Here is a 25,546-nt window from a genome sequence, read left to right on the forward strand (position 1 = left end):
GGAACAACTCCCGCCTCCACGGCGAACTCGACATGCGCACCCCGGTCGAGGTCGAGAACGCGTACTACGCTGACCTGGAATCAGCCCAGCCGGTCTCTGCCGGACAAAGCTCCCGATAGGAACGAAAGTCAGGCCGATTCAAAGGCCGTCGACCGAAGCAAGCCGCACCGAGGCAGTCGCCTCAGGAACCGCCGCGGACGGGGCGCCGTTGTTCGTGATCTCGAACGAGCCGGACCCCGTGAAGCTCTGCGCGAGCAGACGCACGGGAACGCCGTCGATCGTCGGCACGGTGTAGTCCGGCTCGCCCGCGACCTTGTGCACGACGGCGTAGCCGTTCTGCTTCCCCGAAGAGATCGATCCGAACACGGCGATCGAGCCCTCGAGCTCCGAGTTGTTCACGACGACATCGCCGCGTGCGACGACCGTGAACCCGTTGTTGATGCTGAACGGATCGATGCTCTCCGCCGCCGCGGCGGGTGCGGCCGCGCCCAGGGCGACCGCACCCGCGCCGAGGCTGACGGCCAGGGCAGATCCGATGAATGTGCGCGCAGCCGTGCGGGCGCGCGAGAACGCAGAAATGCGAGACATTGCTCTCCCCCTGAAGTCGCCATCGGGTGGGCGGCTGTGATCCGCCTCGACCTCCGAAGTGCCCCAGCCACCCCAGCGACTGCTCCAGTCGATCACGTGTCTCGGCAGCGCACGACGTCGGATTCGCTCCGGACGGAGTCGCGGGGGGCGATCTCCGCCAGGCAGCACGCGCGGGAGCAGTCATTTCCACCAGCGATCCGGTGCCCACCGATCCGCAGCAGAGCCTTCTGCGCGGGCGTGAGTTCGCCCAGGCGTCGCTCTGGATCCGCGATCTCGGCCACCTCGCCCAGCACCGGCTCGCGAGGATGCATCTGCGCGCCGCGAACATCGAGCTCACGAGCGTCGAACCCGCCGACTCACCGCTGGTCGGCCGGTTCGCCCGCTTTCCCGCGTGCGCGTTCGCGCACGTCCGCATCCCGCGGGTGACGGGCCAATGGGCGCGTGACGCGGCGTCGGTCGACGAGGTGACGGTGGTGGTCGCGGCGAGCGGCGAGATCGAGTTCCAGTCCGATCCGCCCGCGATCGTCCGCGAGCCCAACGTCGCGGTGATCCTGCCCGGAGACACGCCGGTGCCGTTCCGAACGACGGAGGACGCCAATGAGCTCGTCTACGCGAGCGTCGACCGCGGAATCGTCGCCGACCTGCTCCCCCCTGCGTCGAGCGCGCCTTCGGGTCCGATCCGCTCCCCCGAGGCGCTTGCGCCGCTGCTCGCCTTCGTGCAGCAGGTGTGCAGCACGGGCGGGACGGATGCCGCGGCATCCGCTGCCCTCCACGCTGCAGCGCGGCAGATCGTCCGGAGTCTCGTGCACATCGTGCTGAGCGAAGGCGAGGAGCACCGCAGCCTGTTCGACGTGGCGACGGCGGTGGTCGATGCCACGCACGTCGACCCCGCCACCGACACGGCGACGATCGCGCGCAGGCTCCAGGTGACTCCGCGCGTGCTGCAACTCGAGTTCCAGCGTCACGGCACGACCGTGACGCGCGAACTCCGTCGCGCGCGGGTTGCGACGGCGAAGCAGGTGCGTGCTGCCGCGCCGCGTCTGCCGGCGCCCGAGGTCGCCCGACGTGCGGGCTTCGGATCGGTTGCGACGATGTTCCGCGCGCTGCGCGAGAGCGAGCCCGCGCCGCGCTGACGCGCCGCGCTCTGGGCGAGGGGCGGGCTCCTACGCCCCGAAGTACTGGTGGCCGAGTGCCTTGCTCTTGAGCGCCTCGAACTCGCCCTGCGTGATCGTTCCGGCGTCGAGCAGCGCCTTGGCCTGCGCGATGTCTTCGGAGGGGCTCGCGGATGCGGCGGGCCGGTAGTCGTCGGACTCCGGAACGACGCCGCGTGCGGCCGCCGCGCGCTCCGCGAGGCCCTTGCCGCGCGCGATCAGATACACGAGCGCGGTCAGGAACGGCAGGAAGACGAGGAAGATGATCCACACCGCCTTCCACCAGCCGTTCAGCTTCGTGTCACGGAAGAGGTCGGTGATGATGAGGATCACCACGTAGACGTAGGCGATGAAGTAGAACGCCCACAGCAGGTGCCAGAAGAACTCCCCGAAGAACATCGCCCCAGCTCCTCTCGACAGAAGTGGCCGCGCTCACTCTAGCGAGCGCGGCCACTGCGCGGGAGAGGGCGGTCGATCCCCTACTCGCCGGACTTGTAGATCGGGGCCGCGCCGTGCACAGCATCGCCGATCTTGTGCACGCGGATGTCGTTGGTCGTGCCGATGATGCCGGGAGGCGATCCGGAGATCACCACGACCTTGTCGCCGACCTTCGCGAGGTCGTTCGCGAGGAAGTAGTCGTCGACCTGGATGAACATGCGGTCGGTGTGCGGCACGTGCTCGACGAGCGCGGACTGGATGCCCCACGTGAGGGACATGCGGCGGCGGATCGCCGGCTCCGGCGTGAACGCCATCATCGGGATGCGCGGGCGCAGGCGCGACATGCGGCGGGCGGTGTCGCCCGACTCTGTGAAGATGCAGACGAACTTCGCCTCGACGAACTCGGCGACCTCCATCGCGGCGAGGGTGATGGCGCCTCCCTGCGTGCGGGGCTTGGTGTTCAGCGGCAGGATCCGCTCGAGCCCGTGCTCCTCGGTCGACGCGATGATGCGGCCCATCGTCTCGACTGTCACCACGGGGTACTCGCCGACGCTCGTCTCGCCCGACAGCATGACGGCGTCGGCGCCGTCGAGGACGGCGTTGGCGACATCGGATGCCTCGGCACGCGTCGGCACCGGCGAGTGCGTCATCGACTCGAGCATCTGCGTCGCCACGATGACGGGCTTGGCCATGCGGCGGCACAGCTCGACGGCGCGCTTCTGCACGATCGGAACCGCCTCGAGCGGCAGCTCGACGGCGAGATCTCCGCGTGCGACCATGATGCCGTCGAACGCGTCGATGATCTCCTCGAGGTTGTCGACCGCCTGCGGCTTCTCGATCTTCGCGATGACCGGGATGCGGCGGCCTTCCTCGGCCATGATGACGTGCACACGCTGCACGTCCTTGGCGTCGCGCACGAACGACAGCGCGATGAGATCCGCCCCGATCTGGAGCGCCCAACGCAGGTCGGCCTCGTCCTTCTCGGACAGCGCCGGCACGTTCACCGCGACGCCGGGCAGGTTGATGCCCTTGTTGTTCGAGACCGTGCCGCCGACGACGACCTCGGTCGTGACCACCGTGCCGTCGGTCTCGAGCACCTTGACGCGCACCTTGCCGTCGTCGATCAGCAGGAAGTCGCCCGGCCGGACGTCGGCGGGCAGACCCTTGAACGTCGTCGACACGAGCTCTTTCGTGCCGGGGACGTCCTCTGTGGTGATCTTGAAGATGTCACCCTCGGCGAGCTCGTGCGGGCCGTCGGCGAACTTGCCGAGGCGGATCTTCGGCCCCTGCAGATCGACGAGCACTGCGACGGGCCGCTGCGCGTCCTCGGCCGCCTTGCGCACGTTGGCGAAGTTGTTCTCGTGCACGGTGTAGTCGCCGTGGCTGAGGTTCATGCGGGCCACGTCGACTCCGGCGTCGATGATGGCGCGGACCATCTCGTACGTCGACGTCGCCGGGCCCAGGGTTGCGACGATCTTGGCGCGTCTCATCCGTGTGTTAGCTCCGGGGTTGTATTCAAGGTCTGAACAGACGCAGCAAGCCTACGCGGGCTGCAGTCCGATGGCGACATCGCGCGGGCGCACCGGCGCCGGAAGCGCGGTCTCGCCCATGAGGTACTCGTCGACGCGCGCAGCGGCCGCGCGCCCCTCCGCGATCGCCCACACGATGAGCGACTGTCCGCGGCCGGCGTCGCCCGCGACGAACACGCCCGGCGTCGAGGCCTGGTAGACGTCGTCGCGCTCGACGTTGCCGCGGTCGGTGAACGACAGGCCGAGCTGGTCCTCGAGCGCGGTGCGCTCGGGCCCGGTGAAGCCCATCGCGATGAGCACGAGGTCGGCCGGGATCTCGCGCTCGGTGCCGGCCTTGGGCACGCGGCGGCCGTCGACGAACTCCGTCTCGGCGACGCGCAGCGCCCGGACCTCGCCCGCGTCGTTCGCGAGGAATTCGACCGTCGACGCGAGGTACTCGCGCTGACCGCCCTCCTCGTGCGCGGACTGGACCTCGAAGATCGTCGGCGTCATGGGCCACGGCTGGTGCTCGGGACGCTCCCCCGGAGGACGACGCCCGATCGCGAGGTTCGTGACGCTCAGCGCACCCTGGCGGTGGGCGGTGCCGATGCAGTCGGCGCCCGTGTCACCGCCGCCGATGACGACGACGTGCTTGCCCTCGGCCGTGATCTGGTTGGGGACGGAGTCGCCGGCGACGGCGCGGTTCGACTCGACGAGGTACTCCATCGCGAAGTGCACGCCCGCGTAGTCGCGACCCGGGATCGGCAGGTCGCGCGGAACGGTCGCACCCGTCGCGATCACGATGGCGTCGTATCGTGCGCGGAGGTCCTTCCACGAGATGTCTTTGCCGATCTCGACGCCGGCGCGGAACCGCGTGCCCTCGTCGCGCATCTGGCGCAGGCGTGCCTCGATGTGGCGCTTCTCCATCTTGAAGTCGGGGATGCCGTATCGCAGGAGCCCGCCGATGCGGTCGTCGCGCTCGAACACGGCGACCGTGTGGCCCGCGCGCGTGAGCTGCTGCGCGGCGGCGAGGCCGGCGGGGCCGGAGCCGACCACCGCGACCGTCTTGCCGGTGAGCCGCCCGGGCGGCTCGGGCTCGATCCACCCGCTCGCGAATGCCTCGTCGGCGATCGAGACCTCGACCTGCTTGATGGTGACGGCGGGCTGGTTGATGCCCAGCACGCACGCGCTCTCGCACGGTGCCGGGCACAGGCGGCCCGTGAACTCGGGGAAGTTGTTCGTCGCGTGCAGGCGCTCGCTCGCGGCGCGGCCCTCGCCGCGCCACGTGAGGTCGTTCCACTCCGGGATCAGGTTTCCGAGCGGGCAGCCCTTGTGGCAGAACGGGATGCCGCAGTCCATGCAGCGGCCCGCCTGACGGCGGAGCACCGCAGAGTCGCCCGGCTCGTAGACCTCTTTCCAGTCGAGGATGCGCACCGGAACGGGCCGACGCGGGGGCAGCTCGCGTTCGGTGACCTTGAGAAAGCCCTTGGGGTCAGCCACCCGTCACCTCCAGGATGCGGCTCCAGACGACGTCGCCATCGGGGTCGAGTCCCTCGGCGACCGCCTCCTGGCGGGTCTGCAGCACGGCCGCGTAGTCGCGCGGCATCACGAGCACGAAGTTCGCGAGCTCGGCCTCGAAGTCCTCGAGGAGCGCCCGTGCCAGAGTCGAATCGGTCTCTGCGACGTGCTGCTCGAGCAGGTCGCGCAGGATCGCCGCGTCGCCCGAGCCCAGTTCACCGAGCGAGAGCTCGCCTGCCGCGAGGGCTTCGCGGTTCACGAGCCGCTCGTCGAGCCTGTACACATACGCCGTCCCGCCCGACATGCCGGCGCCGAGGTTGCGTCCGGTCGGGCCGAGGATCACCGCGAGACCACCGGTCATGTACTCGAGCGCGTGGTCGCCGACGCCTTCGACGACGGCGGTGGCACCCGAGTTCCGCACGAGGAACCGCTCCCCCACCACTCCGCGGAGGAACATCGTCCCCTGTGTCGCGCCGTAGCCGATGACGTTGCCGGCGATGACGTTCTTCGACGCGTCGAATGTGGCGCCCTTCGGCGGCCGGATCACGATCTGCCCGCCGGAGAGACCCTTTCCGACGTAGTCGTTCGAGTCTCCTTCGAGTCGCAGGGTGATGCCCGCGGGCATGAACGCACCGAACGACTGCCCGGCGGACCCCGTGAGGTTCACGACGATCGAGCCCGACGGCAGGCCGTTCTCACCGCGCGCCCGCGTCACATGGTGCCCGAGCAGCGTGCCGACCGCCCGTTCCGTGTTCCGGATCGGCAGCGAGAGCTCGATGCGCCCGCCGTGCGCGATGACGTCGCGCGCCTGATCGATGATCTGCACGTCGAAATGCTTGTCGAGCTCATGCTCCTGCGGTCGCAGGTTGCGACGCGGCTCGTCGGGGGCGAACAGCGGACCCTCGAGCACCGGCGAGAGGTCGAGGCCGCTCGCCTTCCAGTGCTCGATCGCGCCGTTGACGTCGAGGAGCTCGCTGTGGCCGATCGCCTCGTCGAGCGAGCGGAAGCCGAGCTGCGCCAGGTACTCGCGCACCTCTTGCGCGATGAACTCCATGAAGTTCACCACGAACTCCGGCTTGCCGGTGAACCGCGACCGGAGCACCGGATTCTGCGTCGCGACGCCGACCGGGCACGTGTCGAGGTGACAGACACGCATCATGACGCAGCCTGACACGACGAGCGGCGCCGTCGCGAAACCGAACTCCTCGGCGCCAAGGAGCGCGCCGATGATGACGTCGCGACCCGTCTTGAGCTGCCCGTCGACCTGCACGACGACACGGTCGCGCATGCCGTTGAGCATGAGGGTCTGCTGCGTCTCGGCGAGGCCGAGCTCCCACGGTGTGCCCGCGTGCTTGAGCGAGTTGAGCGGGCTCGCACCCGTCCCGCCGTCGTGGCCCGAGATGAGGATCACGTCGGCGAGGGCCTTCGCGGTGCCCGCGGCGACCGCGCCGATGCCCGACTGGCTCACGAGCTTCACGTGCACGCGGGCACCCGGGTTGGCACGCTTCAGATCGAAGATGAGCTGCTTGAGGTCCTCGATCGAGTAGATGTCGTGGTGCGGCGGCGGCGAGATGAGCCCGACGCCCGCGGTTCCGCCGCGCGTGCGCGCGATCCACGGGTACACCTTGCCCGGAGGCAGCTGACCGCCCTCGCCGGGCTTCGCACCCTGCGCGAGCTTGATCTGGATGTCATCCGCCTCGGTCAGATAGATGCTCGTGACGCCGAACCGCCCGGACGCCACCTGCTTGATCGCGCTGCGACGCTCGGGGTCCTTGAGGCGCTCGACGTCCTCGCCGCCCTCGCCGGTGTTCGACTTCCCGCCGATGCGGTTCATCGCGACGGCGAGCGTCTCATGCGCCTCCCGGGAGATCGAGCCGTAGCTCATCGCACCGGTCGAGAACCGCTTTACGATCGCCTCGACGGGCTCAACCTCGTCGATGGGCACCGGTGTGCGGCCCTCGGTGCGCAGCCGGAACAGGCCGCGCAGCGTCTTCAGCTCCTCGGCCTGGTCGTCGACGAGCTTGGTGTACTCGCGGAAGATGTCGTACCGGCGCGTGCGGGTCGAGTGCTGCAGGCGGAACACCGTGTCGGGGTTGAACAGGTGCGGCGAGCCGTCGCGACGCCACTGGTACTCGCCTCCGGTCCAGAGCCGCTCGTGCGCGCGCACCGCGGCGTCCTCCGGATAGGCGTACGCGTGGCGAGCGGCGTTCTCGGCCGCGATGACGTCGAGGCCGACGCCGCCGAGCTTGGACTCCGTGCCGGTGAAGTACGTGTCGATGAGCTCCTGCGAGAGCCCGACCGCCTCGAACACCTGCGCGCCCGCGTACGAAGACACCGTTGAGATGCCCATCTTGGACATGATCTTCAGCACGCCCTTGCCGAGCGCGTAGATGAGGTTCTGCACCGCCTTCTCGGGTGTGATCCCCGTGATGAACCCCGAGCGGACGAGGTACTCGACGGTCTCCATCGCGAGATACGGGTTGACGGCGGATGCCCCGTACCCGATGAGCGTCGCGACGTGATGCACCTCGCGCACATCGCCGGCCTCGACCACGAGGCCCACCTTCATGCGCGTCTCCTTGCGGATGAGGTGGTGGTGCACCGCCGACAGCATGAGCAGCGACGGGATCGGCGCGAGGTCCTTGTTCGAGTCGCGGTCGCTGAGGACGATGAACTCGGCGCCGTCCTCGATGGCCTGGTCGACCTCGGTGCACATCTGCTCGAGGCGCTTCTTCATGCCCTTCGCACCGGCCTCGACGCGGTAGAGACCGCGGATCGTGACCGACGTGCGGCCGGGCAGCGCCGTGTCGATGTGCTGGATCTTCGCGAGCTCGTCGTTGTCGATGACCGGGAAGTCGAGGACGACCTGGCGCGTGTGGTCCGGCCCCCACGAGAGCAGGTTGCGCTCGGGTCCGAGTCCCGATCCGAGCGACGTGACCACTTCTTCGCGGATCGAGTCGAGCGGCGGATTCGTCACCTGCGCGAACTGCTGCGTGAAGTAGTCGAACAGAAGGCGCGGCCGGTCGCTGAGGACCGCCACGGGCGTGTCGCTGCCCATCGCGCCGAGCGGCTCGGCGCCGTTCTGCCCCATGGGCGTGAGCAGGATCCGCACCTCTTCTTCGGTGTACCCGAACGTGCGCTGGCGGCGCGTGATCGACGCGATCGGGTGCACGATGTGCTCGCGCTCGGGAAGGTCGGCGAGACGCACACGGCCCTTGTCGAGCCATTCCTGCCACGGATGCATCGTCGCCAGCTCGCGCTTGATCTCGTCGTCCTCGATGATGCGTCGCTGGGCGGTGTCGACGAGGAACATGCGGCCGGGGCGCAGGCGCCCGCGGCGCTTGATGCGCGACGGCTCGAAGTCGAGCACGCCGGTCTCGCTGCCGATGACGACGAGCCCGTCGGTCGTCTCGGTCCAGCGTCCCGGGCGCAGGCCGTTCCGGTCGAGCGTCGCTCCGACGAGTGTGCCGTCGGTGAAGATGAGCGCCGCCGGCCCGTCCCACGGCTCCATCTGCATCGAGTGGTACTCGTAGAACGCGCGCAGTTCGGGGCTGATGTCGGCCTGCTTCTCGTAGGCCTCCGGCACCATCATCATGATCGCGTGCGGAAGGCTGCGCCCCGTGAGGGTCAGAAGCTCGAGCACCTCGTCGAACGAGGCCGAGTCGCTCGCTCCCTCCGTGCAGATCGGGAACAGCGGGCGGAGGTCGCCCACCAGCTGGGATTCGAGCTGCGACTGGCGCGCGCGCATCCAGTTGCGGTTTCCGTTGATCGTGTTGATCTCGCCGTTGTGCGCCAGCATCCGCAGCGGCTGCGCGAGCGGCCACGACGGGAACGTGTTCGTCGAGTAGCGGGAGTGCACGACGGCGAGCTCGGTCGCGAAGCGCTCGTCCTGCAGGTCGGGGTAGAACGGCTCGAGCTGCAGGGTCGTGACCATTCCCTTGTAGCCGAGCGTGCGGGCGGAGAGCGTCACGAAGTAGGCGCCGAGCTCCCGACGCGCACGCTTGCGCAGGCGGAAGGTGTGGCGGTCGAGGGCGATCCCCGACAGCGCCGGCTCGTCGCCCGTGGCCGGACGCGACACGAAGAGCTGCTCGAACGCGGGACGCGCCTCGTAGGCGAGCTTCCCGAGGTGCTCGTCCTCGGTGGGCACTTCACGCCAGCCGAGCACGGTGAGGCCCTCGGATGCGGCGATCCGCTCGATGCCGGCCTTCTGCGCGGCGCGCTCCTCGTCGTCGCGCGGCAGGAACACCATGCCGGCGGCGTACTCCCCCACCGGCGGCAGCGAGAAGTCGACGACCGCGCGCAGGAACGCATCCGGCATCTGCGTCAGAATGCCCGCGCCGTCGCCCGTGCCCGCGTCGGACCCGATCGCACCGCGGTGCTCGAGGTTGCGCAGGGCGGTCAGCGCGAGGTCGACGATGTCGTGCCCCGGCTCGCCGCGCAACGTCGCCACCATCGCGAGACCGCAGGCGTCCTTCTCGAAGGCAGGGTTGTACATGCCCTGCTTCGAAGGCAGAGCACCTCCTACCGCGCGGGCACGCTCACTCGCGCGGTCCGCACCGAGACGCGGGCTCGAAGCCATACACGTACCGTCCTCACAGTTGATCGTCAAAGGTGGGACGCCGTCGGCCCATCTGCTGCCGGAGCAGCTCTACTTGCTGGCGGGTGCGCTTGTGGCTGTGCCCTCTGGAACGCCGTCTGCCGGGGGTTCGCTGGTGTCGACGTATTCCGGAGTGTCTTGCGATTGTACAGCGCCCTCCGGCGTCCACTCGCGACCGGGCACGTACGGCGATGGCTCGTAGCCCGGGTGACGCCGCTTCTGCACGAAGATGATGACCAGGCCGACGATCACGCCGAGGATCGCCGCCCACACGTTCGTGCGGAGTCCGAGGATGATCTCGCTCGGGTCGATGCGGATGGACTCCCACACGATGCGGCCCGCGCTGTACCAGACGAGGTAGAGGCCGAACAGGCGCCCCCACTGCAGGCGGAAGCGCCGACCTGCCCACAGCAGCACGACGACCCCGAGCGCGTTCCAGATCACCTCGTACAGGAACGTCGGGTGGAACAGGGTGCCCTCGGCGAGGCCGGGCGGGAACGCCGGGTTGTCGCTGTCGATCTCGAGGCCCCACGGCAGGTCGGTGGGCAGGCCGAACAGCTCCTGGTTGAACCAGTTACCGAAGCGGCCGATCGCCTGCGCGAGCAGGAGTCCGGGGGCGAGCGCGTCCGCGAACGACGTGAAGCGGATGCCGGTCCACCGGCATCCGAGCCAGGCGCCGATCGCACCGCCGATGAGCGATCCGTAGATCGCGATGCCGCCCTCCCAGATGTACAGGGCGGACAGAGGGTTCCTGCCCTCGCCGAAGTAGAAGTCCCAGTGTGTGACGACGTGGTAGATGCGCGCGCAGATGATCGCGAGCGGCACCGCGAGGAGGGCGATGTCGATGACCACCCACGGCTCGGCGCCGCGCCTGGTGAGACGGCGGTTCGTCATGAGCACCGCGACGATGATGCCGACGATGATGCACAACGCGTAGAAGTGGATGCGCAGTGGTCCGATGTCGAAATAGCTCACCGGAGGACTCGGGATGCTGGCGATCGCGCTCTGCGCGGCGGCATGGATCATGGAGAGATCGTCCTTGCTGAGGGGGCCCGCCGGCGGTCGGCCGGCGTGGAGAGTCTACTTGGCGGTGTCGAGAGCCGTTCCCGCGGCGAGTGCGCGCGCGGTCTGGGCGAGCCCGTCGAGCCCGCCCTCGCGAAGCGCCCGCACCAGGGCGGTGCCGACGATCGCGCCGTCGGCGTACTCGAGGACGCCCGCCACGTGCTCGGCGTTCGAGATGCCGATGCCGACGCACGCGCGCTCGGCGCCGTGCTCGCGAAGCCGGCCGACGAGCGTGCGCGCCGCCGCGTCGAGCTGCTCGCGCTCGCCGGTGATCCCCATCGTGGACACGGTGTACACGAAGCCCGTGGAGTTCTCGACGATGAGGTCGAGCCGCTCGTCGGTCGACGTGGGCGCGGCGAGGAACACGCGGTCGAGGCCCGTCCGCCTCGAGGCGGCGATCCACTCCCCCGCCGCTTCGGGCGTGATGTCGGGGGTGATGAGGCCGGCTCCGCCCGCCGCGGCCAGGTCGTCGGCGTAGCGGTCGACGCCGTACTGCACGACCGGATTCCAGTACGACATGACGAGCACGGGGGCATCGACGCGGCGGCTGATCTCGCGCACGGCGGTGAAGGTGTCGCGCAGGCGGAACCCGGCCGCGAGGGCCGCCTGCGTCGCCTCCTGGATGACGGGACCGTCCATGACCGGATCGGAATACGGCGGTCCGAGTTCGAGGACGTCGGCGCCGTTCTCGGCGAGGGTGACGGCCGCTTCGATGCTCGTCTCGAGGTCGGGGAACCCGATGGGCAGGTACCCGACGAAGGCTCCTCGGCCCGCGGCGCGGGCGCCGTCGATGGCGGCGGCGACGCGAGAGGTCACTGCGCGTCCTCCTCGTCGTACAGGCCGAACCAGCGTGCGGCGGTGTCCATGTCTTTGTCCCCGCGGCCCGAGAGGCACACGGCGAGGACGGCCTCCGGGCCGAGTTCGCGCCCGATCCGCAGCGCGCCCGCCAGCGCGTGCGCGGACTCGATCGCCGGGATGATGCCCTCGGTCTCGGAGAGCAGGCGCAGCGCGTCCATCGCCTCGGCATCCGTCGCGGGGATGTACTCGGCGCGCCCGATCTGGGCGAGCCACGCGTGCTCGGGACCGACGCCCGGGTAGTCGAGGCCGGCCGAGATCGAGTGCGACTCGATCGTCTGGCCGTCCTCGTCCTGGAGGACGAATGTGCGCGCGCCGTGCAGCACGCCAGGCCGACCGCGCTCGATCGAGGCCGCGTGCCGATCCGTGTCGACGCCGTCGCCGGCCGCCTCGACGCCGTACAGCCGCACGCCTTCGTCGTCGAGGAACGCGTCGAACATGCCGATCGCGTTCGAGCCACCGCCGACGCACGCGAGCACGGCATCCGGAAGGCGCCCGACCTCTTCGAGCAGCTGCGCGCGGGCCTCATCGCCGATGACCTTCTGGAAGTCGCGCACCATGGCCGGGAACGGATGCGGCCCCGCCGCCGTCCCGAAGATGTAGTTCGTCGTCTCGACGCTCGCGACCCAGTCGCGGTAGGCCTCGTTGATCGCGTCCTTGAGCGTGCGCGACCCCGTGCGGACGGGAACGACCTCCGCGCCGAGCAGGCGCATGCGGGCGACGTTGAGCGCCTGGCGCTGAGTGTCGACCTCGCCCATGTAGATCGTGCAGTCGAACCCGAAGAGGGCCGCGGCCGTGGCCGTCGCGACGCCGTGCTGGCCCGCGCCGGTCTCGGCGATGACGCGCGTCTTGCCGAGGCGCTTCGTGAGCAGCGCCTGGCCGATGACGTTGTTGATCTTGTGCGAGCCGGTGTGGTTGAGGTCTTCGCGCTTGAGGAAGACGCGCGCGCCACCGGCCTGCTCGGCGAAGCGGGGCACCTCGGTGATCGGCGACGGTCGCCCTGCGTACGAGTGCAGCAGCCGCTGGAACTCGGCTCGGAACTCCGGGTCGACGATCGCCTCTTCGTAGACGACGGTCAGCTCGTCGATCGCCGCGATGAGCGACTCGGGCATGTAGCGTCCGCCGAAGTCGCCGAAGAACGGCCCGGTCTGTGCGCGCAGGCTCACGATGCGCTCCTCCTGTCAGTCGATGCGACGGATGCCCCGGCGTCGAGGAACGCGCGCAGCGTCGCCACGGGGTCGCCGGTCACGAGGGCTTCGCCGATGAGCACGACGTCCGCGCCCGCGGCGCGGTAATGCGCGACGTCGGCGGGCTCGAGCACGGCGGACTCCGCGATCTTGACGGCATCCGACGAGATGCGGTCGGCGAGCCGGCCGAACAAGTCGCGGTCGAGCTCGAAGGTCGTCAGGTCTCGCGCGTTGACGCCGATCACGCGCGCGCCGAGCTCGTTCGCGCGGTCGACCTCTTCGGCCGAGTGCGTCTCGACGAGCGGGGTCATCCCCAGTTCGAGGATCAGGGCGTGCAGCCGCGCGAGCACGGGCTGCTCGAGGGCGGCCACGATCAGAAGCACGAGGTCGGCGCCGGCGGCGCGGGCCTCGAGCACCTGGTACTCGGTGGCGATGAAGTCCTTGCGCAGGACGGGCAGCGACACCGCGGCCTTCACCGCCTCGAGGTCGGCGAGGCTCCCCTTGAACCGGCGTCCCTCCGTGAGGACCGAGATGGCCGATGCGCCGCCCCGCTCGTACAGCGTCGCCTGCAGGGCGGGATCGGGGATGGCGGCGAGGTCACCGCGCGACGGACTGGCGCGCTTGACCTCCGCGATGATCTTGACGCGGTCGGCCGGAGCGAGTGCGGCGAGGACGTCGCGCGCGGGGGTCTGAGCGAGAGCGGCCGCCTCGACGACGGCGAGCGGCCGCTGCGAGGCGCGAGCCTCCGCATCCTCCACCGCGCCGGCCGTCAGGTCGGCGAGCATGTCAGTGCGCTTTCGGAGAGTACTTCGGGCCGTTGACGCCGTAGCCCATCTTCGCCATCACCCAGCCGACGATGAGGCCGACGACGAGCAGCACCGCGCTCGCCCACACGAGCCACGCCATGTCGAGGAAGAACGCGACCGTTCCGATCGTGATCGCGACGAGCATGATGACAACGGCCGTCCAGGCTGCAGGCGAGTGTCCGTGGCCAGGGTCGCCGATGGGGTTGCTCATTGGTCTCCTCCGTGTTGCTCAGGCGTGGCCAGTCTAGCCGTTCACGCCGTGGGGTCTTCGCCGCGTGAGAGCTCGTCCCACGAATCGATCGCGTCGGGTTTCGCGGATGCCTCGCCCGGCATGTGGCCGGCGGATGCGGCATCCGTGCGGAAGCGTCGTGCGCTCTCGCGCCAGCGCCCCGCGGTCACGAGCACGAACACCCCGGCGAGGGTCAGGACGACGGCGGCGACGAGCGCGATCACGGGCCACGGCGTCTCCGAGATGCCGGAGACGAGCGACGCGACGGCGCCGCCTGCGATGCCGGTCGCGTCGGTCACCGCTCCTGCGACGGCGTCGACCGGCTGCGTGAACACGATGCGGCCGACGACGTACGCGAGCGCGCCTCCGATGAGGAGTGTCAACGCGCCGAGGATGTACCGCAGCACCGTGCCCACGATCGTGAGCGCCGCCCCTATCGCGAGGGCCGCGAGGCTGAGGGGTGTGAGCAGCGGCACGGCGTCGGCGCCCGAGACGGCGAGCGTGTCGGATGCCCCGTCCGCGAGCGTCACATCGAGCCACGTCTGCGTCGCCGCGATCACTCCGATCGCCCCCGCGGCGAGCACGGCGAGGACGCCGACCAGGCGTGCGCGGCGCGTCATCGGGCGCCTTCGGCCGCCGGGAGACCCGTCGCCGGCTCGAGATCGTCCGAATCGAAGCACGTGCGCGTGCCGGTGTGGCACGCCGGGCCGATCTGCTCGACCTGCAGCAGCACCGCGTCGCCGTCGCAGTCCAGACGCGCACCGCGGACGAGCTGGATGTTGCCCGACGTGTCGCCCTTGCGCCAGTACTCCTGGCGCGAGCGCGACCAGAACGTCACGCGGCCCTCGGTGAGCGTGCGGCGGAGAGCCTCGGCGTCCATCCATCCCAGCATGAGGACCTCGCGCGTATCCCACTGCTGCACGATCGCGGCCACGAGGCCGTCTGCGTTGAACGCGACGCGCGCGATGCGCTCGTCCACGGACTGGCTCATACGGGCCCGCTCCCCTCGCTCACGGCATCCGCGATCGCCGCGCCGTCGCGCACCACGATGCCCTCGGCCGCCATCGCCGCCTTGACCTGCCCGACGGTGAGCTGGCCGGAGTGGAACACGCTCGCCGCGAGCACCGCGTCGGCGCCCGCCCGCACGGCGGGCGCGAAATGCTCGACGCTGCCGGCGCCGCCCGACGCGATCACGGGCACGCTGGAGACCTCGCGCATGAGGGACACGAGCTCGAGGTCGAAGCCCTCGCGCGTGCCGTCGGCGTCGATCGAGTTCACGAGCAGCTCTCCGGCGCCGCGCTCGATCGCCTCACGCGCCCACGCGAGCGCGTCGAGGTCGGTCTCGGTGCGCCCGCCGTGGGTCGTCACGACGAATCCGGAGGGGTGACGGTCGCTGGGGCCGGTCGAGGCGCGCTTCACATCGAGCGAGAGCACGAGCACCTGCGCGCCGAAGCGGTCGGCGATCTCGTCGATGAGCTCGTGACGGGCGATCGCGGCCGAGTTGACGCCGACCTTGTCGGCGCCGACCGACAGCAGTCGCCCGACGTCGTCGGCCGAGCGCACTCCCCCGCCGACCGTGAGCGGGATGAACACCTGCTCGGCGGTGCGCTGCACGACCTCGTACATCGTCGCGCGCTCGTCGACGGTCGCGGTGACGTCGAGGAACGTGAGCTCGTCGGCGCCCTGCTCGAAGTAGAGGGCGGCGAGCTCGACGGGGTCGCCCATGTCGCGCAGGTTCAGGAAGTTGACGCCCTTCACGACGCGGCCGGCGGCCACGTCGAGGCACGGGATGACACGGCACGCGAGACCCATGTCACAGCCTCGCAGCGTCGATCGCCGTGACGAGGATCGCCCGCGCGCCGATCGCGTACAGCTCGTCCATCACGCGGTTGACGCCCTTGCGCGGGCTCATCACCCGGACGGCGACCCACTCGGGATCGCGCAGCGGAGAGATCGTGGGCGATTCGATGCCCGGCGCGATCGCGACCGCCTGGTCGACGAGTGCGACCGGCAGGTCGTAGTCGATCAGCACGTAACGCCGTGCGACCATGACGCCGCGAAGACGTCGCAGGAGCGTCTGCGTCCCCTCGGCCTCGACCGGCGCGCCGATGAGCACCGCCTCGGATTCGAGGATCACGGGGCCGAAGATCTCCAGCCCCGCCTGGCGCAGGGTCGTACCGGTCGAGACGACATCGGCGACGGCATCCGCCACACCCAGCCGCACCGCGGACTCGACCGCGCCGTCGAGCGGCACGAGGTCCACGGCGATGCCGCGCTCGTCGAGGAAGCCGTCGACCAGACCCGGATAGGCGGTGGCGACGCGGTGCCCTTCGAGGTCCTCGACCGACGAGAACCGCCCGGGAGGGCCCGCGAAGCGGAACGTCGAGTCGCCGAAGCCGAGTGCCTCGATCTCTCGCGCGCCGGGCATGCGCGCGTCGAGGAGCAGGTCTCGGCCGGTGATCCCGACGTCGAGCGCGCCCGATCCGACGTACGTCGCGATGTCTTTCGGGCGCAGGTAGAAGAACTCGACCTCGTTCTGAGGGTCGATGACGTGCAGGTCCTTCGGATCGCGGCGGCCGATGTATCCGGCCTCCTGGAGCATCTCGGCGGCGGTGTCGGCGAGCGATCCCTTGTTCGGCACGGCGATTCGCAACATGGGTGCGGGTCTTTCGTGAGTCGTGGCGGTGGGCGGGGCTTCGCTCACAGATGTCGGTAGACGTCGTCGAGCGTGAGGCCCTTCGCGAGCATGAGCACCTGCAGGTGGTAGAGCAGCTGCGAGATCTCTTCGGCTGCTGCATCCGTCGACTCGTATTCGGCGGCCATCCAGACCTCCGCCGCCTCTTCGACGATCTTCTTGCCGATGGCGTGGACGCCCGCGTCGAGCTGCGCGACCGTGCCCGAGCCCTCGGGCCGCTCAACCGCCTTGCGGCTCAGCTCGGTGAACAACTCGTCGAACGTCTTCACCCGTCAAGGTTAGCGAACCGTGCTGCCGTCTCGGCCCGTGCGGGTGCTCCGCTCCCCCGGTGAACGGGGCGCGGCGACGGCTCAGTGCGCGCCGTCGTGCCGGTGGCGGCGGGCCGTCTCGCGCAGCGCGCGGATCGCTTCATCCGGATCGTCCGACCCGAACACGGCGGATCCTGCGACGAACGTGTCGGCGCCCGCTTCGGCCGCCTGCCCGATCGTCGACTCCGAGATGCCGCCGTCGACCTGCAGCCACACGCTCGAGCCGCGGCGTCGCGCCTCGTCGGCGAGGCGCCGCAGCTTCGGCATAGTCTCGGGCATGAAGGACTGCCCGCCGAACCCGGGCTCGACGGTCATCACGAGAATCTGGTCGACCTCGTCGAGCAGGTCGAACAGCCCCTCGACCGGCGTCGCGGGCTTGACGGCGACGCCCGCGCGCGAGCCGATGTCGCGAAGGCGGCGGGCGAGCGCGACGGGCTCGGTCGCGGCCTCGAGATGGAACGTGACGGATGCCGCACCCAGCTCGGCGTAGCCCGGAGCCCACCGATCGGGGTCGGTGATCATGAGATGCACGTCGAGCGGCACAGGGCTCGTCGCCTGGATGCGCTCGACCATCTGCGGGCCGAACGTGAGGTTCGGGACGAAGTGGTTGTCCATGACGTCGACATGGACGAAGTCCGCCCCCGCGATGCGGGCCAGCTCGGCCTGCATGTTCACGAAGTCGGCCGCGAGGATGCTCGGGTTGATGCGGACGTCGGCGGCTTCGTGAGACGGGCGGTGCATCCGTCCATTATCCCGAGCGCAGGGACCCTGCCCGCACCGTCAGACCTTGCGCAGGAGCGAGATCGACATCGCGTCGGTGTTGTGGCGGTGCGGCCACAGTTGCGCGCGGCCGGAGCCGTCGGCCTGCGGCACGAGCCCCGGGTCGGACGACGAGAGCGCCGAGACGACCTGCCGCGCGTCGAGATCCTCGATCGAGCCGCCCAGCTCGCGCTTGACCTCCGCGACCACGCCCGCCGTCTCGGCGAGGTGCGGCGAGCACGTGACGTAGGCGACCACGCCGCCGGGCTTGAGCGCGGTCACAGCGGCGAGCAGCAGATCGCGCTGCAGGTCGGTGAGCGTCGGGATGTCGGCGGGCGACTTGCGCCAGCGCGCCTCGGGACGACGGCGCAGCGCGCCGAGGCCCGTGCACGGCGCGTCGACGAGGATGCGGTCGTACTGCTCGGGGGATTCCGCGGCGCGTACACGGCCGTCCTCCTCCGACACCGGGACGTCGAGCGGAACGCCCGCGAGGGCCTGACGCACGAGGCCCGCGCGCGACGGCGAGACCTCGTTCGCCTCGACGCGCGCGCCGCCGGCGAGAGCCTCGGCGGCGAGCACCGCCGTCTTGCCACCCGGACCTGCGCACAGATCGAGCCACCGTTCCCCCTCCTGCACGGGGAAGACGCGCGTGAGGGCGAGGGCTGCGAGCTGCGAGCCTTCATCCTGCACACGCAGCCGCCCGCCCGCCGAGCGCACGACGCGGTCGGGGTCTCCGCCGCCGAGCCGGAACCCGATCGGCGAGAACGGAGTCGCCCGCGCCCCCTCAGGAGGCTCCGCAAGCCCCGGCAGCGCGGTCATCGTCACACGCGGCGACGCATTGTCGGCGGTGAGCAGCGCCTCGAGCTCGTCGGCGCGCCCTTCGGCCGCGAGGGCCCGCCGGAAGGCGCGGACCACCCACACGGGGTGCGAGTACACCAGTCCGATGCGCTCGTCGTCGGAGCGCGCGCCCTCGGCGATGCGCTCGAGCCAGTCCCCCGGCGTGTCGCGTGACACACGCCTCAGCACCGCGTTGACGAAGCCGGTCATGCCGCGACCCGCGTTGCGGACGAGCTCGACGGACTCGTTCACGGCGGCGTGCGACGCCACACGCGTCGACAGCAGCTGATGCACGCCGAGCCGCAGCGCGTCGAGTGCGACCGGGTCGATGTCATGGATGGGCCGGTCGGCCGCGATCTCGATCACGGCGTCGTACGTGCCCTGGCGGCGCAGAGTGCCGTACGTGAGCTCGGTCGCCAGCGCGGCATCCGACTCCTCGAGTCCCGCCCGTGCGATCGCGTGCGGAAGAAGGAGGTTCGCGTAGGCCTCCGATTCGTGCACCGCCCGGATCGTGTCGAACGCGACACGCCGCGACGCCTGTGCTCTGCTCATCGGCCGCTCCCTGCGCCTCACGTACCCACCCGGCTGACCGCGCCGCGCGTTCCGCGCCACCAGTCGGCCGCGCCCATCGCATTGCGGCCGGCCGGCTGAACGCGCTCGAGCACGATCGGGAGCGTGCTCGTCCCGACGAGCACCTCCTTGCCGTCCAGGACGATCTCGCCGACGCCCGGCACCGGTGAGCCGTCGCGGGCGGCGCGAGCGCCCAGGACCTTCAGCCGCGTTCCGTCGACGGTCGTGTGGGCTCCCGGCTCGGGGGTGACGCCCCGGATGCGGCCGAGCACGGCCTCTCGCGACTCATCCCACCGGATCCGTCCGTCGTCGTCGGCGAGCTTCGGTGCGTACGTCGGCTCGCCCTCCTGGGGCACCGCGCGCGCGGTGCCCGCCGCGATCTCGTCGACGACGCGTGCGAGGAGCTCCGCACCGTCGACGGAAAGCATCTCGAGCAGGTCCCCGGCCGTGGCATCCGCGGGCACCTCCTGCTCGATCACGCCGAACACGTCACCCGCGTCGAGCTCCGGCACGAGCTGGAACACCGCCGCACCCGTGCGGGCGTCGCCCGCGATGAGCGCGTGCTGCACGGGAGCCGCGCCGCGCCAGCGCGGCAGCAGTGAGAAGTGCAGGTTGATCCAGCCGTGGCGCGGCGTCGACAGGAGCGGCTCGCGCACGAGTCCGCCGTACGCGACGATGACGCCGAGGTCGGGGTCGAGCGCCGTGATTCGCTCGGTCGCCGCCGCGTCCAGGCGGTCGGCCTTGATCGTCGCGAGCCCCAGCTCGTCTGCCGCTGAGGCGACGGGCGACGGCGTCAGCACGCGTTTGCGGCCGACCGGAGCATCCGCGCGCGTGACGACGCCCGCGACCTCGTGGGACGAGGACGCGAGGCGCCGCAGGGACGGGACCGCCGCATCCGGCGTCCCGGCGAACACGAGTCGCATGGTGTTCCTCACAGGTCGAGATCGGGCACATCGACCCGAACTCTGAGTGTATTGCGCGCGCCATCGGGAACGCGGGGTCGACCCTTCGGAGAACGCGCCGACCGCAGCGCGTCGGCGATGACCGCGGCGCGCAGGGTGTGCGCGACGACCGGACCGTGCGCGTAGTCGAAGCGGTACAGAGCCCGCACGAGACCGGATGCCGCGCCGGCCGCGTCTCCCGCGCGGCGCGCCCCGCCCGGGCGCCCGTCATCCGCGCCGACCGGCACGGGGCCGAGCACTGCTGTCGGATCGTGGTCGCCGACCGCCTCGCGCAGCTGGGCGATGACCTCCTCCACGACCTGCAGCTGACCTCGGATGGACGCGACGCGCACGGTGGGCGGCATGCGCAGAGGTGCGCGCTCGGCGAGCTCGCTGCGGGCGTACGCGGGCTGCGTCCAGGTCGCGAACGCGCGTGCCACCGGCCCCTGCACGCCGACGAGATGCACGGGCGCGCCCGGTGCGGCCAGCGCCGCAGCGTTCGACCACCACCGCAGGCAGTGCTCGCCGATGCGCAGGTCGTCGGCGAGGAGCATCCGCTCGCCGTCGAGCAGCACGACGGCGCGATAGCCGCCCTCGGCGACGGGCTCGGCACCGCGCGTCGCGACGACGAGGGCAGGACGCGCGTCGACGGACGCGACCGGGTGCTCGCCGTCCGCGACGATCACGCGGACTCCCGGGAACGCGCGACCGAGTTCGTCGGCGGTGCGCTCGCTTCCCGACGACGCCATGCGGAACCGCACGGACGAGCACTTCGGGCACGACCACGGCGACGCCGAGCGGCCGCACCACGAGCACTCCGGCACGGCGCGCGGGCGGGCGGCGTGGAGCGGGCCGCCGCAGTGCGCGCATCGCGCGGGCGCCCGGCAGTCGGCGCACACGAGCACGGGCGCATAACCCGGGCGTGCCACCTGCACGAGAACGGGGCCGTGCTGCACCGCCTCGCGCGCCGCCGCGAAAGCCGCCGACGGCACGCGCACTCCCCTGCCCTCGCCCTCGCGCGGCGGGCTCAGCACGACGCGGGGCGTCACGCGCCGCGCCGCCGGCACGTCGCGCACCCAGCCGAGCTGCACGAGGCGCTCGACATCGGTCGTACGCGTGTGGCCCGCGAACAGCAGCGCGCAGCCCTCGAGCTCCTGCCGGATGAGCGCCGCATCGCGCGCGTGCACGCCCGGGCTGAGGGGCTCGGCGAGCAGCGGATCGCCGTCGTCCCACAGCGCGACGAGGCCCACGTCGTGCGCGGGCGCGTACACCGTCGAGCGATTGCCGATCACGATGCACGGCTCGGGCGCGAGCAGCCGCAGGTACTGCGCGTAGCGCGCCTGCGCCGACTGCCGTGCGTCGTCTCGCACGATCGCCTCGTCGGGCACGCGCCCCGCCAGAGCCGCCTCGAGCTGGGAGAGGTCGCGGTAGTCGGGCACCGCGACCACGGTGCTGCGGCCCGCTGCGAGCATGTGCGCGGCGGCCGCGGCGAGCAGGTCGGCCCAGGCCGCCACCTCGACGCCGGTCGACAGGCGGCGCGCGACGGGCGGCGCGTCGAGCGCGACACGGCCCCCGTCGTCGAGAGCCTCCGCGAGACCGGGGAACGTCGCGAGCGTCGCATCCGCTTCCGACACGACGGATGCCCCGACCCGCGGCCGCTCGACGGGCGGCGCCGCGAGCCACGCCTTCTCGGCGCGCACCATGCGCCGGGGAACGGCGAGGCGCAGGATGTCGCTCGCGGAGCCCGCGGCACGGTCGGCGGCGCGACGCGCGAGCGTGTACAGCCCCGGCGTGAGCACCGGGACCGGCGACACGACCGCGTCGAGCTCCGACAGGGGGCGGTCCGTGGCATCCGGATCGCCGATCTCGACCAGGTAGCCGTCGACCACCCGACCCGCCGATCGCAGCGGCACGCGCACACGCACACCGGGCTGCGCCGCGTCGGCGAGGGCGTCGGGGATCGCGTAGTCGAAGAGACGGTCGAGCTGCGGAAGCGGTGAGTCGATCAGGACCCGCGCGACGCGCCGCGCGCGCATGTCAGAGCCCTGCGGCCGACCGGAGGTCGTCGACGCGGTCGGTGCGCTCCCACGTGAAGTCGGGGAGCTCGCGCCCGAAGTGGCCGTAGGCGGCGGTCTGCGCGTAGATGGGGCGCAGGAGGTCGAGGTGCTCGATGATCGCCCGCGGACGGAGGTCGAACACGTCGAGGATCGCCCGCGTGATGACCTCGTCGGGGACGACGCCCGTGCCGAACGTCTCGACGTAGAGGCCGACCGGCTTGGCCTTGCCGATCGCGTACGCGACCTGCACCTCGAGGCGCTCGGCGAGGCCTGCGGCGACCGCGTTCTTGGCGACCCAGCGCATCGCGTATGCGCCCGAGCGGTCGACCTTCGACGGGTCCTTGCCGCTGAACGCGCCGCCGCCGTGCCGCGCCGCGCCGCCGTACGTGTCGATGATGATCTTGCGTCCGGTCAGGCCCGCGTCGCCCTTCGGCCCGCCGATCACGAACGGGCCGGCGGGGTTGATGTAGTGCTTCACGCCGGACAGGTCGAGGCCGGTCGACTCGAGCACGGGATCGATGACCTCGGCCCGCACCGCGGCGCGCAGCGCCTTCTGCGAGATGTCGGGATGGTGCTGCGTCGACAGCACGATCGACTCGACCGTGCGGGGCGTCGAACCCTCGTAGCCGAGCGTGACCTGCGTCTTGCCGTCGGGGCGCAGGAACGGGAGCGCGCCGGACCGGCGCGCCTCGGCGAGCCGCTCGGCCATGCGGTGCGCGGTCCATGCCGCCATCGGCATGAGCTGCGGCGTCTCGGTGGTCGCGAACCCGAACATGATGCCCTGGTCGCCCGCGCCCTGGAGATCGTGCGGGTCTTCCGAGCCGTCCTCGCGGCGCTCGAAGGCCTTGTCGACGCCGGCCGCGATGTCGGACGACTGCGCGCCGATCGACACGCTCACACCGCACGAGTCGCCGTCGAAACCGGTGTCGCTCGACGTGTAGCCGATGTCGTTGACCACACGGCGCACGATCGCCGGGATCTCGACGTACGCCGACGTCGACACCTCACCCGCGACGTGCACGAGCCCGGTCGTCACGAGCGTCTCGACCGCCACACGACCCTTCGGGTCTTCGGCGAGGATCGCATCGAGGATGCTGTCGGAGATCTGGTCGCAGATCTTGTCGGGGTGCCCCTCGGTGACGGACTCGGACGTGAACAGACGCAGGTCGGTCATGGTGCTCCAGCTCGAGAGACGGTTCGGGTGTGCCGCTGACGCGGTGGCACCAGTATGCCGACGGCGTGCGACAGCGCGGATCGCGTCGAAACCGGGCGTCTCAGACGCCCGGCGCGGGATCACTCAGCCGGGCGCAGGCGCAGCTTGTCTTCGTTGATCTCGTGGAGCGCGATCGTGAGCGGCTTGTCCTCGACGGTCGAGTCGACGAGCGGGCCGACGTTGTCGAACAGGTTGCCCTCGTGGAGGTCCGAGTAGTAGTCGTTGATCTGGCGCGCGCGCTTGGCTGCGTAGATCACGAGCTGGTACTTCGAGTCCACCTTCTCGAGAAGGCTGTCGATCGGGGGCTCGATGATGCCCTGGTTGGTTCCGGCCATGGTGTCCTCCTGAGAAGTGGAAGGGGAAGTCTGCGTGCCCGGCCGCGCCGAGGCATCCAATCATTCTACCCGAGAGAGCCTCGACGCCCGCCGGACGGATCACGTCACGAGCGAGACGACCTCGTCGGCGGCCCGCTCGACGTCGTCGTTCACGACGCGGTAGTCGAACTCGCCCTGGGCCGCCAGCTCGACCTTCGCGGTGCGCAGGCGCCGCGCGCGCTCCTCCTCGCCCTCGGTGCCGCGGCCCACGAGGCGCTGCACGAGTTCGTCCCAGCTCGGCGGGAGCAGGAACACGAGGGTCGCCGACGGCTCGGCCGCGCGCACCTGACGCGCGCCCTGCAGGTCGATCTCGAGCAGCACCGTGCGGCCTTCCTCGAGCGCGCGCTCGATGGGCTTGCGCGGCGTGCCGTAGCGGTACTTGTTGTGCACGGTCGCGTGCTCGAGGAGCTCCCCCGCCGCGATCAGCCGGTCGAATTCGGCGTCGTCCACGAAGAAGTAGTGCTCGCCCTCGACCTCGCCGGGCCGCGGCGGGCGCGTGGTCGCCGACACCGACAGGTGGATCTCCGGATGCCGCTGCCGGATCGCCGCCGCCACGGTGCCCTTGCCGACGGCGGTCGGGCCCGCGAGCACCACGAGGCGACTGCGCCCCGCGCGCGGCTCGGGCTCGGGCCAGCGCCGGTCGAGGAAGTCCTGCAGCGCGCGGCGCTGCCGAGCACCGAGGCCGCCCAGGCGCTTGACCGGGGAGATGCCGAGGTCGCGCAGGATGCGGTCGCGCTTGCCCTCGCCGATCGCCGGGATGCTCGTGAGGAACTCCGTCACCCGCATGGCCCCCGCGGGCGACGACGGGTCGGCGAGCGCCCGCCGCAGCAGCTCCTGCGGCGTGATGACGCGCGTCGTGACGTCGCGCTTGAGCGACGCTCGCTCGCGACGCGCCGCGACGGCGCGCCGCGACGCGGCCACACGGTCGACTTCGGGCGGCCCATGCCGCTCAGCCAAGGTTCACCTCCGCGTAGAGTCCCGCCCGCTCGTCGATGCGGGCGGCGAGCCGGTCGGGGCCGGCGGAAAGGATGCTGCGGCTCTCGCTCGCCACGACGTTCCGGGCGACGCGGCCGAACAGCCGGCGCAGGTCTCTCGGCTCGGCGCCCTGCGCCCCGAAGCCCGGCGCCAGGATGGGGAGCTGCTCGAGCGCGGCATCCGTCAGCCCCACCGCTTCGCGGTCGGCCGTCGCGCCGACGACCACGCCGATCGGGCCGAGGGAATCGACGGATGCGCCACCCGCCACCGCGGCCTCACGCGCGACGCGCGCGGCGACCGTCTCGGCACCCGCACCGTGCACGCTCGCGCTCTGCAGCACGTGCGCTTCGGGGTTGCTCGTCGCCGCGAGGACGAACGCGCCCTTGCCGGTCGCCACCGCCGACGCGAGCGTGTCGCGCAACGAGTCGGCGCCCAGGTAGGGGTTCAGGGTCACGGCATCCGCCTCGAGCGGTGAGCCCGCCGACAGCCACGCCGCCGCGTACCCGTCCATCGTCGAGCCGATGTCGCCGCGCTTCGCGTCGGCGATCACGACGAGGCCCGCGTCGCGTGCGGCACGCAGCACGTCTTCGAGCGCCGCGAATCCGGCTGCGCCGAAGCGCTCGAAGAACGCGACCTGCGGCTTGACGACGCCGACGCGGCCCGCCGACGCCTCGACGACCCGCAGGCCGAACTCGCGGATGCCGGCACCCGATGCCTCGAAGCCCCATTCCTCCACGAGCGAGACGTGCGGGTCGATTCCGACGCACAACGGCCCGTGCGTGTCGAGGGCGGTGCGCAGCCGCGCGCCGAACCCGGCGGTCACGCGGTCACCGCCGCGCGGTCCGCCGCGTACTCCTGCAGACTCTTGACACCGAAGC

The 25,546-nt window shown here is 71.1% G+C and carries 24 protein-coding genes; 1 reads left to right on the top strand and 23 read right to left on the bottom strand.

Going from position 1 to position 25,546, the window contains the following annotated elements; translation table 11 throughout:
• Positions 1 to 138: 138 nt before the first annotated feature.
• Positions 139 to 588 carry a collagen-binding domain-containing protein gene (locus tag VFF97_RS13290; RefSeq protein ID WP_325033973.1) on the bottom strand — a complete coding sequence of 150 codons (450 nt, stop codon included), beginning with the start codon at positions 586 to 588 and terminating at the stop codon, positions 139 to 141.
• Between the two features lie 200 nt (positions 589 to 788).
• Between VFF97_RS13290 and VFF97_RS13295 the strand changes: the two genes are divergently transcribed.
• A complete protein-coding gene (locus VFF97_RS13295) occupies positions 789 to 1,721 on the top strand; it encodes a helix-turn-helix domain-containing protein (RefSeq protein ID WP_325033974.1) in 933 nt (310 codons plus the stop codon).
• A gap of 30 nt (positions 1,722 to 1,751) precedes the next feature.
• Here the strand turns inward: VFF97_RS13295 and VFF97_RS13300 are convergent, their stop codons facing one another.
• From VFF97_RS13300 to pyrF, 22 genes are all read right to left on the bottom strand, one after another.
• A complete protein-coding gene (locus VFF97_RS13300) occupies positions 1,752 to 2,138 on the bottom strand; it encodes an SHOCT domain-containing protein (RefSeq protein WP_325033975.1) in 387 nt (128 codons plus the stop codon).
• Positions 2,139 to 2,218: 80 nt separating this feature from the next.
• Positions 2,219 to 3,667 carry a pyruvate kinase gene (pyk, locus tag VFF97_RS13305; RefSeq protein WP_325033976.1) on the bottom strand — a complete coding sequence of 483 codons (1,449 nt, stop codon included), beginning with the start codon at positions 3,665 to 3,667 and terminating at the stop codon, positions 2,219 to 2,221.
• Between the two features lie 51 nt (positions 3,668 to 3,718).
• Positions 3,719 to 5,185 (bottom strand): glutamate synthase subunit beta, encoded by a 1,467-nt coding sequence (locus VFF97_RS13310; protein ID WP_325033977.1) that lies wholly within the window; start codon positions 5,183 to 5,185, stop codon positions 3,719 to 3,721.
• Positions 5,178 to 9,782 (bottom strand): glutamate synthase large subunit, encoded by a 4,605-nt coding sequence (gene gltB / locus VFF97_RS13315; protein ID WP_414684261.1) that lies wholly within the window; start codon positions 9,780 to 9,782, stop codon positions 5,178 to 5,180. The genes VFF97_RS13310 and gltB overlap by 8 nt, the downstream gene beginning before the upstream one ends.
• Before the next feature lie 69 nt (positions 9,783 to 9,851).
• The gene (lgt, locus tag VFF97_RS13320) at positions 9,852 to 10,826 is read right to left on the bottom strand and encodes a prolipoprotein diacylglyceryl transferase (protein ID WP_325033979.1); all 975 of its coding nucleotides are present in this window, start codon (positions 10,824 to 10,826) and stop codon (positions 9,852 to 9,854) included.
• A 54-nt stretch (positions 10,827 to 10,880) separates the two neighbouring features.
• On the bottom strand, positions 10,881 to 11,678 hold the full coding sequence (gene trpA / locus VFF97_RS13325) for a tryptophan synthase subunit alpha (RefSeq protein ID WP_325033980.1): 798 nt from the start codon (positions 11,676 to 11,678) through the stop codon (positions 10,881 to 10,883).
• Positions 11,675 to 12,883 carry a tryptophan synthase subunit beta gene (trpB, locus tag VFF97_RS13330; RefSeq protein ID WP_325033981.1) on the bottom strand — a complete coding sequence of 403 codons (1,209 nt, stop codon included), beginning with the start codon at positions 12,881 to 12,883 and terminating at the stop codon, positions 11,675 to 11,677. Before trpB ends, trpA begins: the two co-directional genes overlap by 4 nt.
• Positions 12,880 to 13,689, bottom strand: coding sequence for an indole-3-glycerol phosphate synthase TrpC (gene trpC / locus VFF97_RS13335; protein ID WP_325033982.1), 810 nt, complete (start codon positions 13,687 to 13,689; stop codon positions 12,880 to 12,882). The genes trpB and trpC overlap by 4 nt, the downstream gene beginning before the upstream one ends.
• 1 nt (position 13,690) lies before the next feature.
• On the bottom strand, positions 13,691 to 13,921 hold the full coding sequence (locus VFF97_RS13340; protein WP_325033983.1) for a DUF6704 family protein: 231 nt from the start codon (positions 13,919 to 13,921) through the stop codon (positions 13,691 to 13,693).
• Positions 13,922 to 13,962: 41 nt separating this feature from the next.
• Positions 13,963 to 14,559 (bottom strand): Trp biosynthesis-associated membrane protein, encoded by a 597-nt coding sequence (locus tag VFF97_RS13345; protein ID WP_325033984.1) that lies wholly within the window; start codon positions 14,557 to 14,559, stop codon positions 13,963 to 13,965.
• Complete coding sequence (gene hisI / locus VFF97_RS13350; protein ID WP_325033985.1) at positions 14,556 to 14,930, bottom strand: phosphoribosyl-AMP cyclohydrolase; 375 nt, start codon at positions 14,928 to 14,930, stop codon at positions 14,556 to 14,558. Before hisI ends, VFF97_RS13345 begins: the two co-directional genes overlap by 4 nt.
• Entirely contained in the window at positions 14,927 to 15,751 is an 825-nt protein-coding gene (gene hisF, locus VFF97_RS13355) for an imidazole glycerol phosphate synthase subunit HisF (protein ID WP_325033986.1), read from the bottom strand. Before hisF ends, hisI begins: the two co-directional genes overlap by 4 nt.
• Before the next feature lies 1 nt (position 15,752).
• Positions 15,753 to 16,595 carry an ATP phosphoribosyltransferase gene (gene hisG / locus VFF97_RS13360; protein ID WP_325033987.1) on the bottom strand — a complete coding sequence of 281 codons (843 nt, stop codon included), beginning with the start codon at positions 16,593 to 16,595 and terminating at the stop codon, positions 15,753 to 15,755.
• 44 nt (positions 16,596 to 16,639) lie between these two features.
• Positions 16,640 to 16,903 carry a phosphoribosyl-ATP diphosphatase gene (locus tag VFF97_RS13365; protein WP_325033988.1) on the bottom strand — a complete coding sequence of 88 codons (264 nt, stop codon included), beginning with the start codon at positions 16,901 to 16,903 and terminating at the stop codon, positions 16,640 to 16,642.
• Between the two features lie 81 nt (positions 16,904 to 16,984).
• Complete coding sequence (rpe, locus tag VFF97_RS13370) at positions 16,985 to 17,683, bottom strand: ribulose-phosphate 3-epimerase (RefSeq protein WP_325033989.1); 699 nt, start codon at positions 17,681 to 17,683, stop codon at positions 16,985 to 16,987.
• A gap of 39 nt (positions 17,684 to 17,722) precedes the next feature.
• Positions 17,723 to 19,090 carry an RsmB/NOP family class I SAM-dependent RNA methyltransferase gene (locus VFF97_RS13375; protein WP_325033990.1) on the bottom strand — a complete coding sequence of 456 codons (1,368 nt, stop codon included), beginning with the start codon at positions 19,088 to 19,090 and terminating at the stop codon, positions 17,723 to 17,725.
• Positions 19,091 to 19,107: 17 nt separating this feature from the next.
• Positions 19,108 to 20,031 carry a methionyl-tRNA formyltransferase gene (gene fmt / locus VFF97_RS13380; RefSeq protein WP_325033991.1) on the bottom strand — a complete coding sequence of 308 codons (924 nt, stop codon included), beginning with the start codon at positions 20,029 to 20,031 and terminating at the stop codon, positions 19,108 to 19,110.
• Positions 20,032 to 20,039: 8 nt separating this feature from the next.
• Positions 20,040 to 22,085 carry a primosomal protein N' gene (locus tag VFF97_RS13385; protein WP_325033992.1) on the bottom strand — a complete coding sequence of 682 codons (2,046 nt, stop codon included), beginning with the start codon at positions 22,083 to 22,085 and terminating at the stop codon, positions 20,040 to 20,042.
• A gap of 1 nt (position 22,086) precedes the next feature.
• The gene (metK, locus tag VFF97_RS13390) at positions 22,087 to 23,280 is read right to left on the bottom strand and encodes a methionine adenosyltransferase (RefSeq protein ID WP_325033993.1); all 1,194 of its coding nucleotides are present in this window, start codon (positions 23,278 to 23,280) and stop codon (positions 22,087 to 22,089) included.
• Positions 23,281 to 23,399: 119 nt separating this feature from the next.
• Complete coding sequence (gene rpoZ / locus VFF97_RS13395) at positions 23,400 to 23,654, bottom strand: DNA-directed RNA polymerase subunit omega (RefSeq protein ID WP_325033994.1); 255 nt, start codon at positions 23,652 to 23,654, stop codon at positions 23,400 to 23,402.
• Positions 23,655 to 23,753: 99 nt separating this feature from the next.
• A complete protein-coding gene (gene gmk, locus VFF97_RS13400; RefSeq protein ID WP_325033995.1) occupies positions 23,754 to 24,650 on the bottom strand; it encodes a guanylate kinase in 897 nt (298 codons plus the stop codon).
• A complete protein-coding gene (pyrF, locus tag VFF97_RS13405; RefSeq protein WP_325033996.1) occupies positions 24,643 to 25,491 on the bottom strand; it encodes an orotidine-5'-phosphate decarboxylase in 849 nt (282 codons plus the stop codon). Before pyrF ends, gmk begins: the two co-directional genes overlap by 8 nt.
• Positions 25,492 to 25,546 lie beyond the last annotated feature (55 nt).

It is taken from the genome of Microbacterium sp., from assembly GCF_035687345.1.
Lineage (GTDB): Bacteria > Actinomycetota > Actinomycetes > Actinomycetales > Microbacteriaceae > Microbacterium.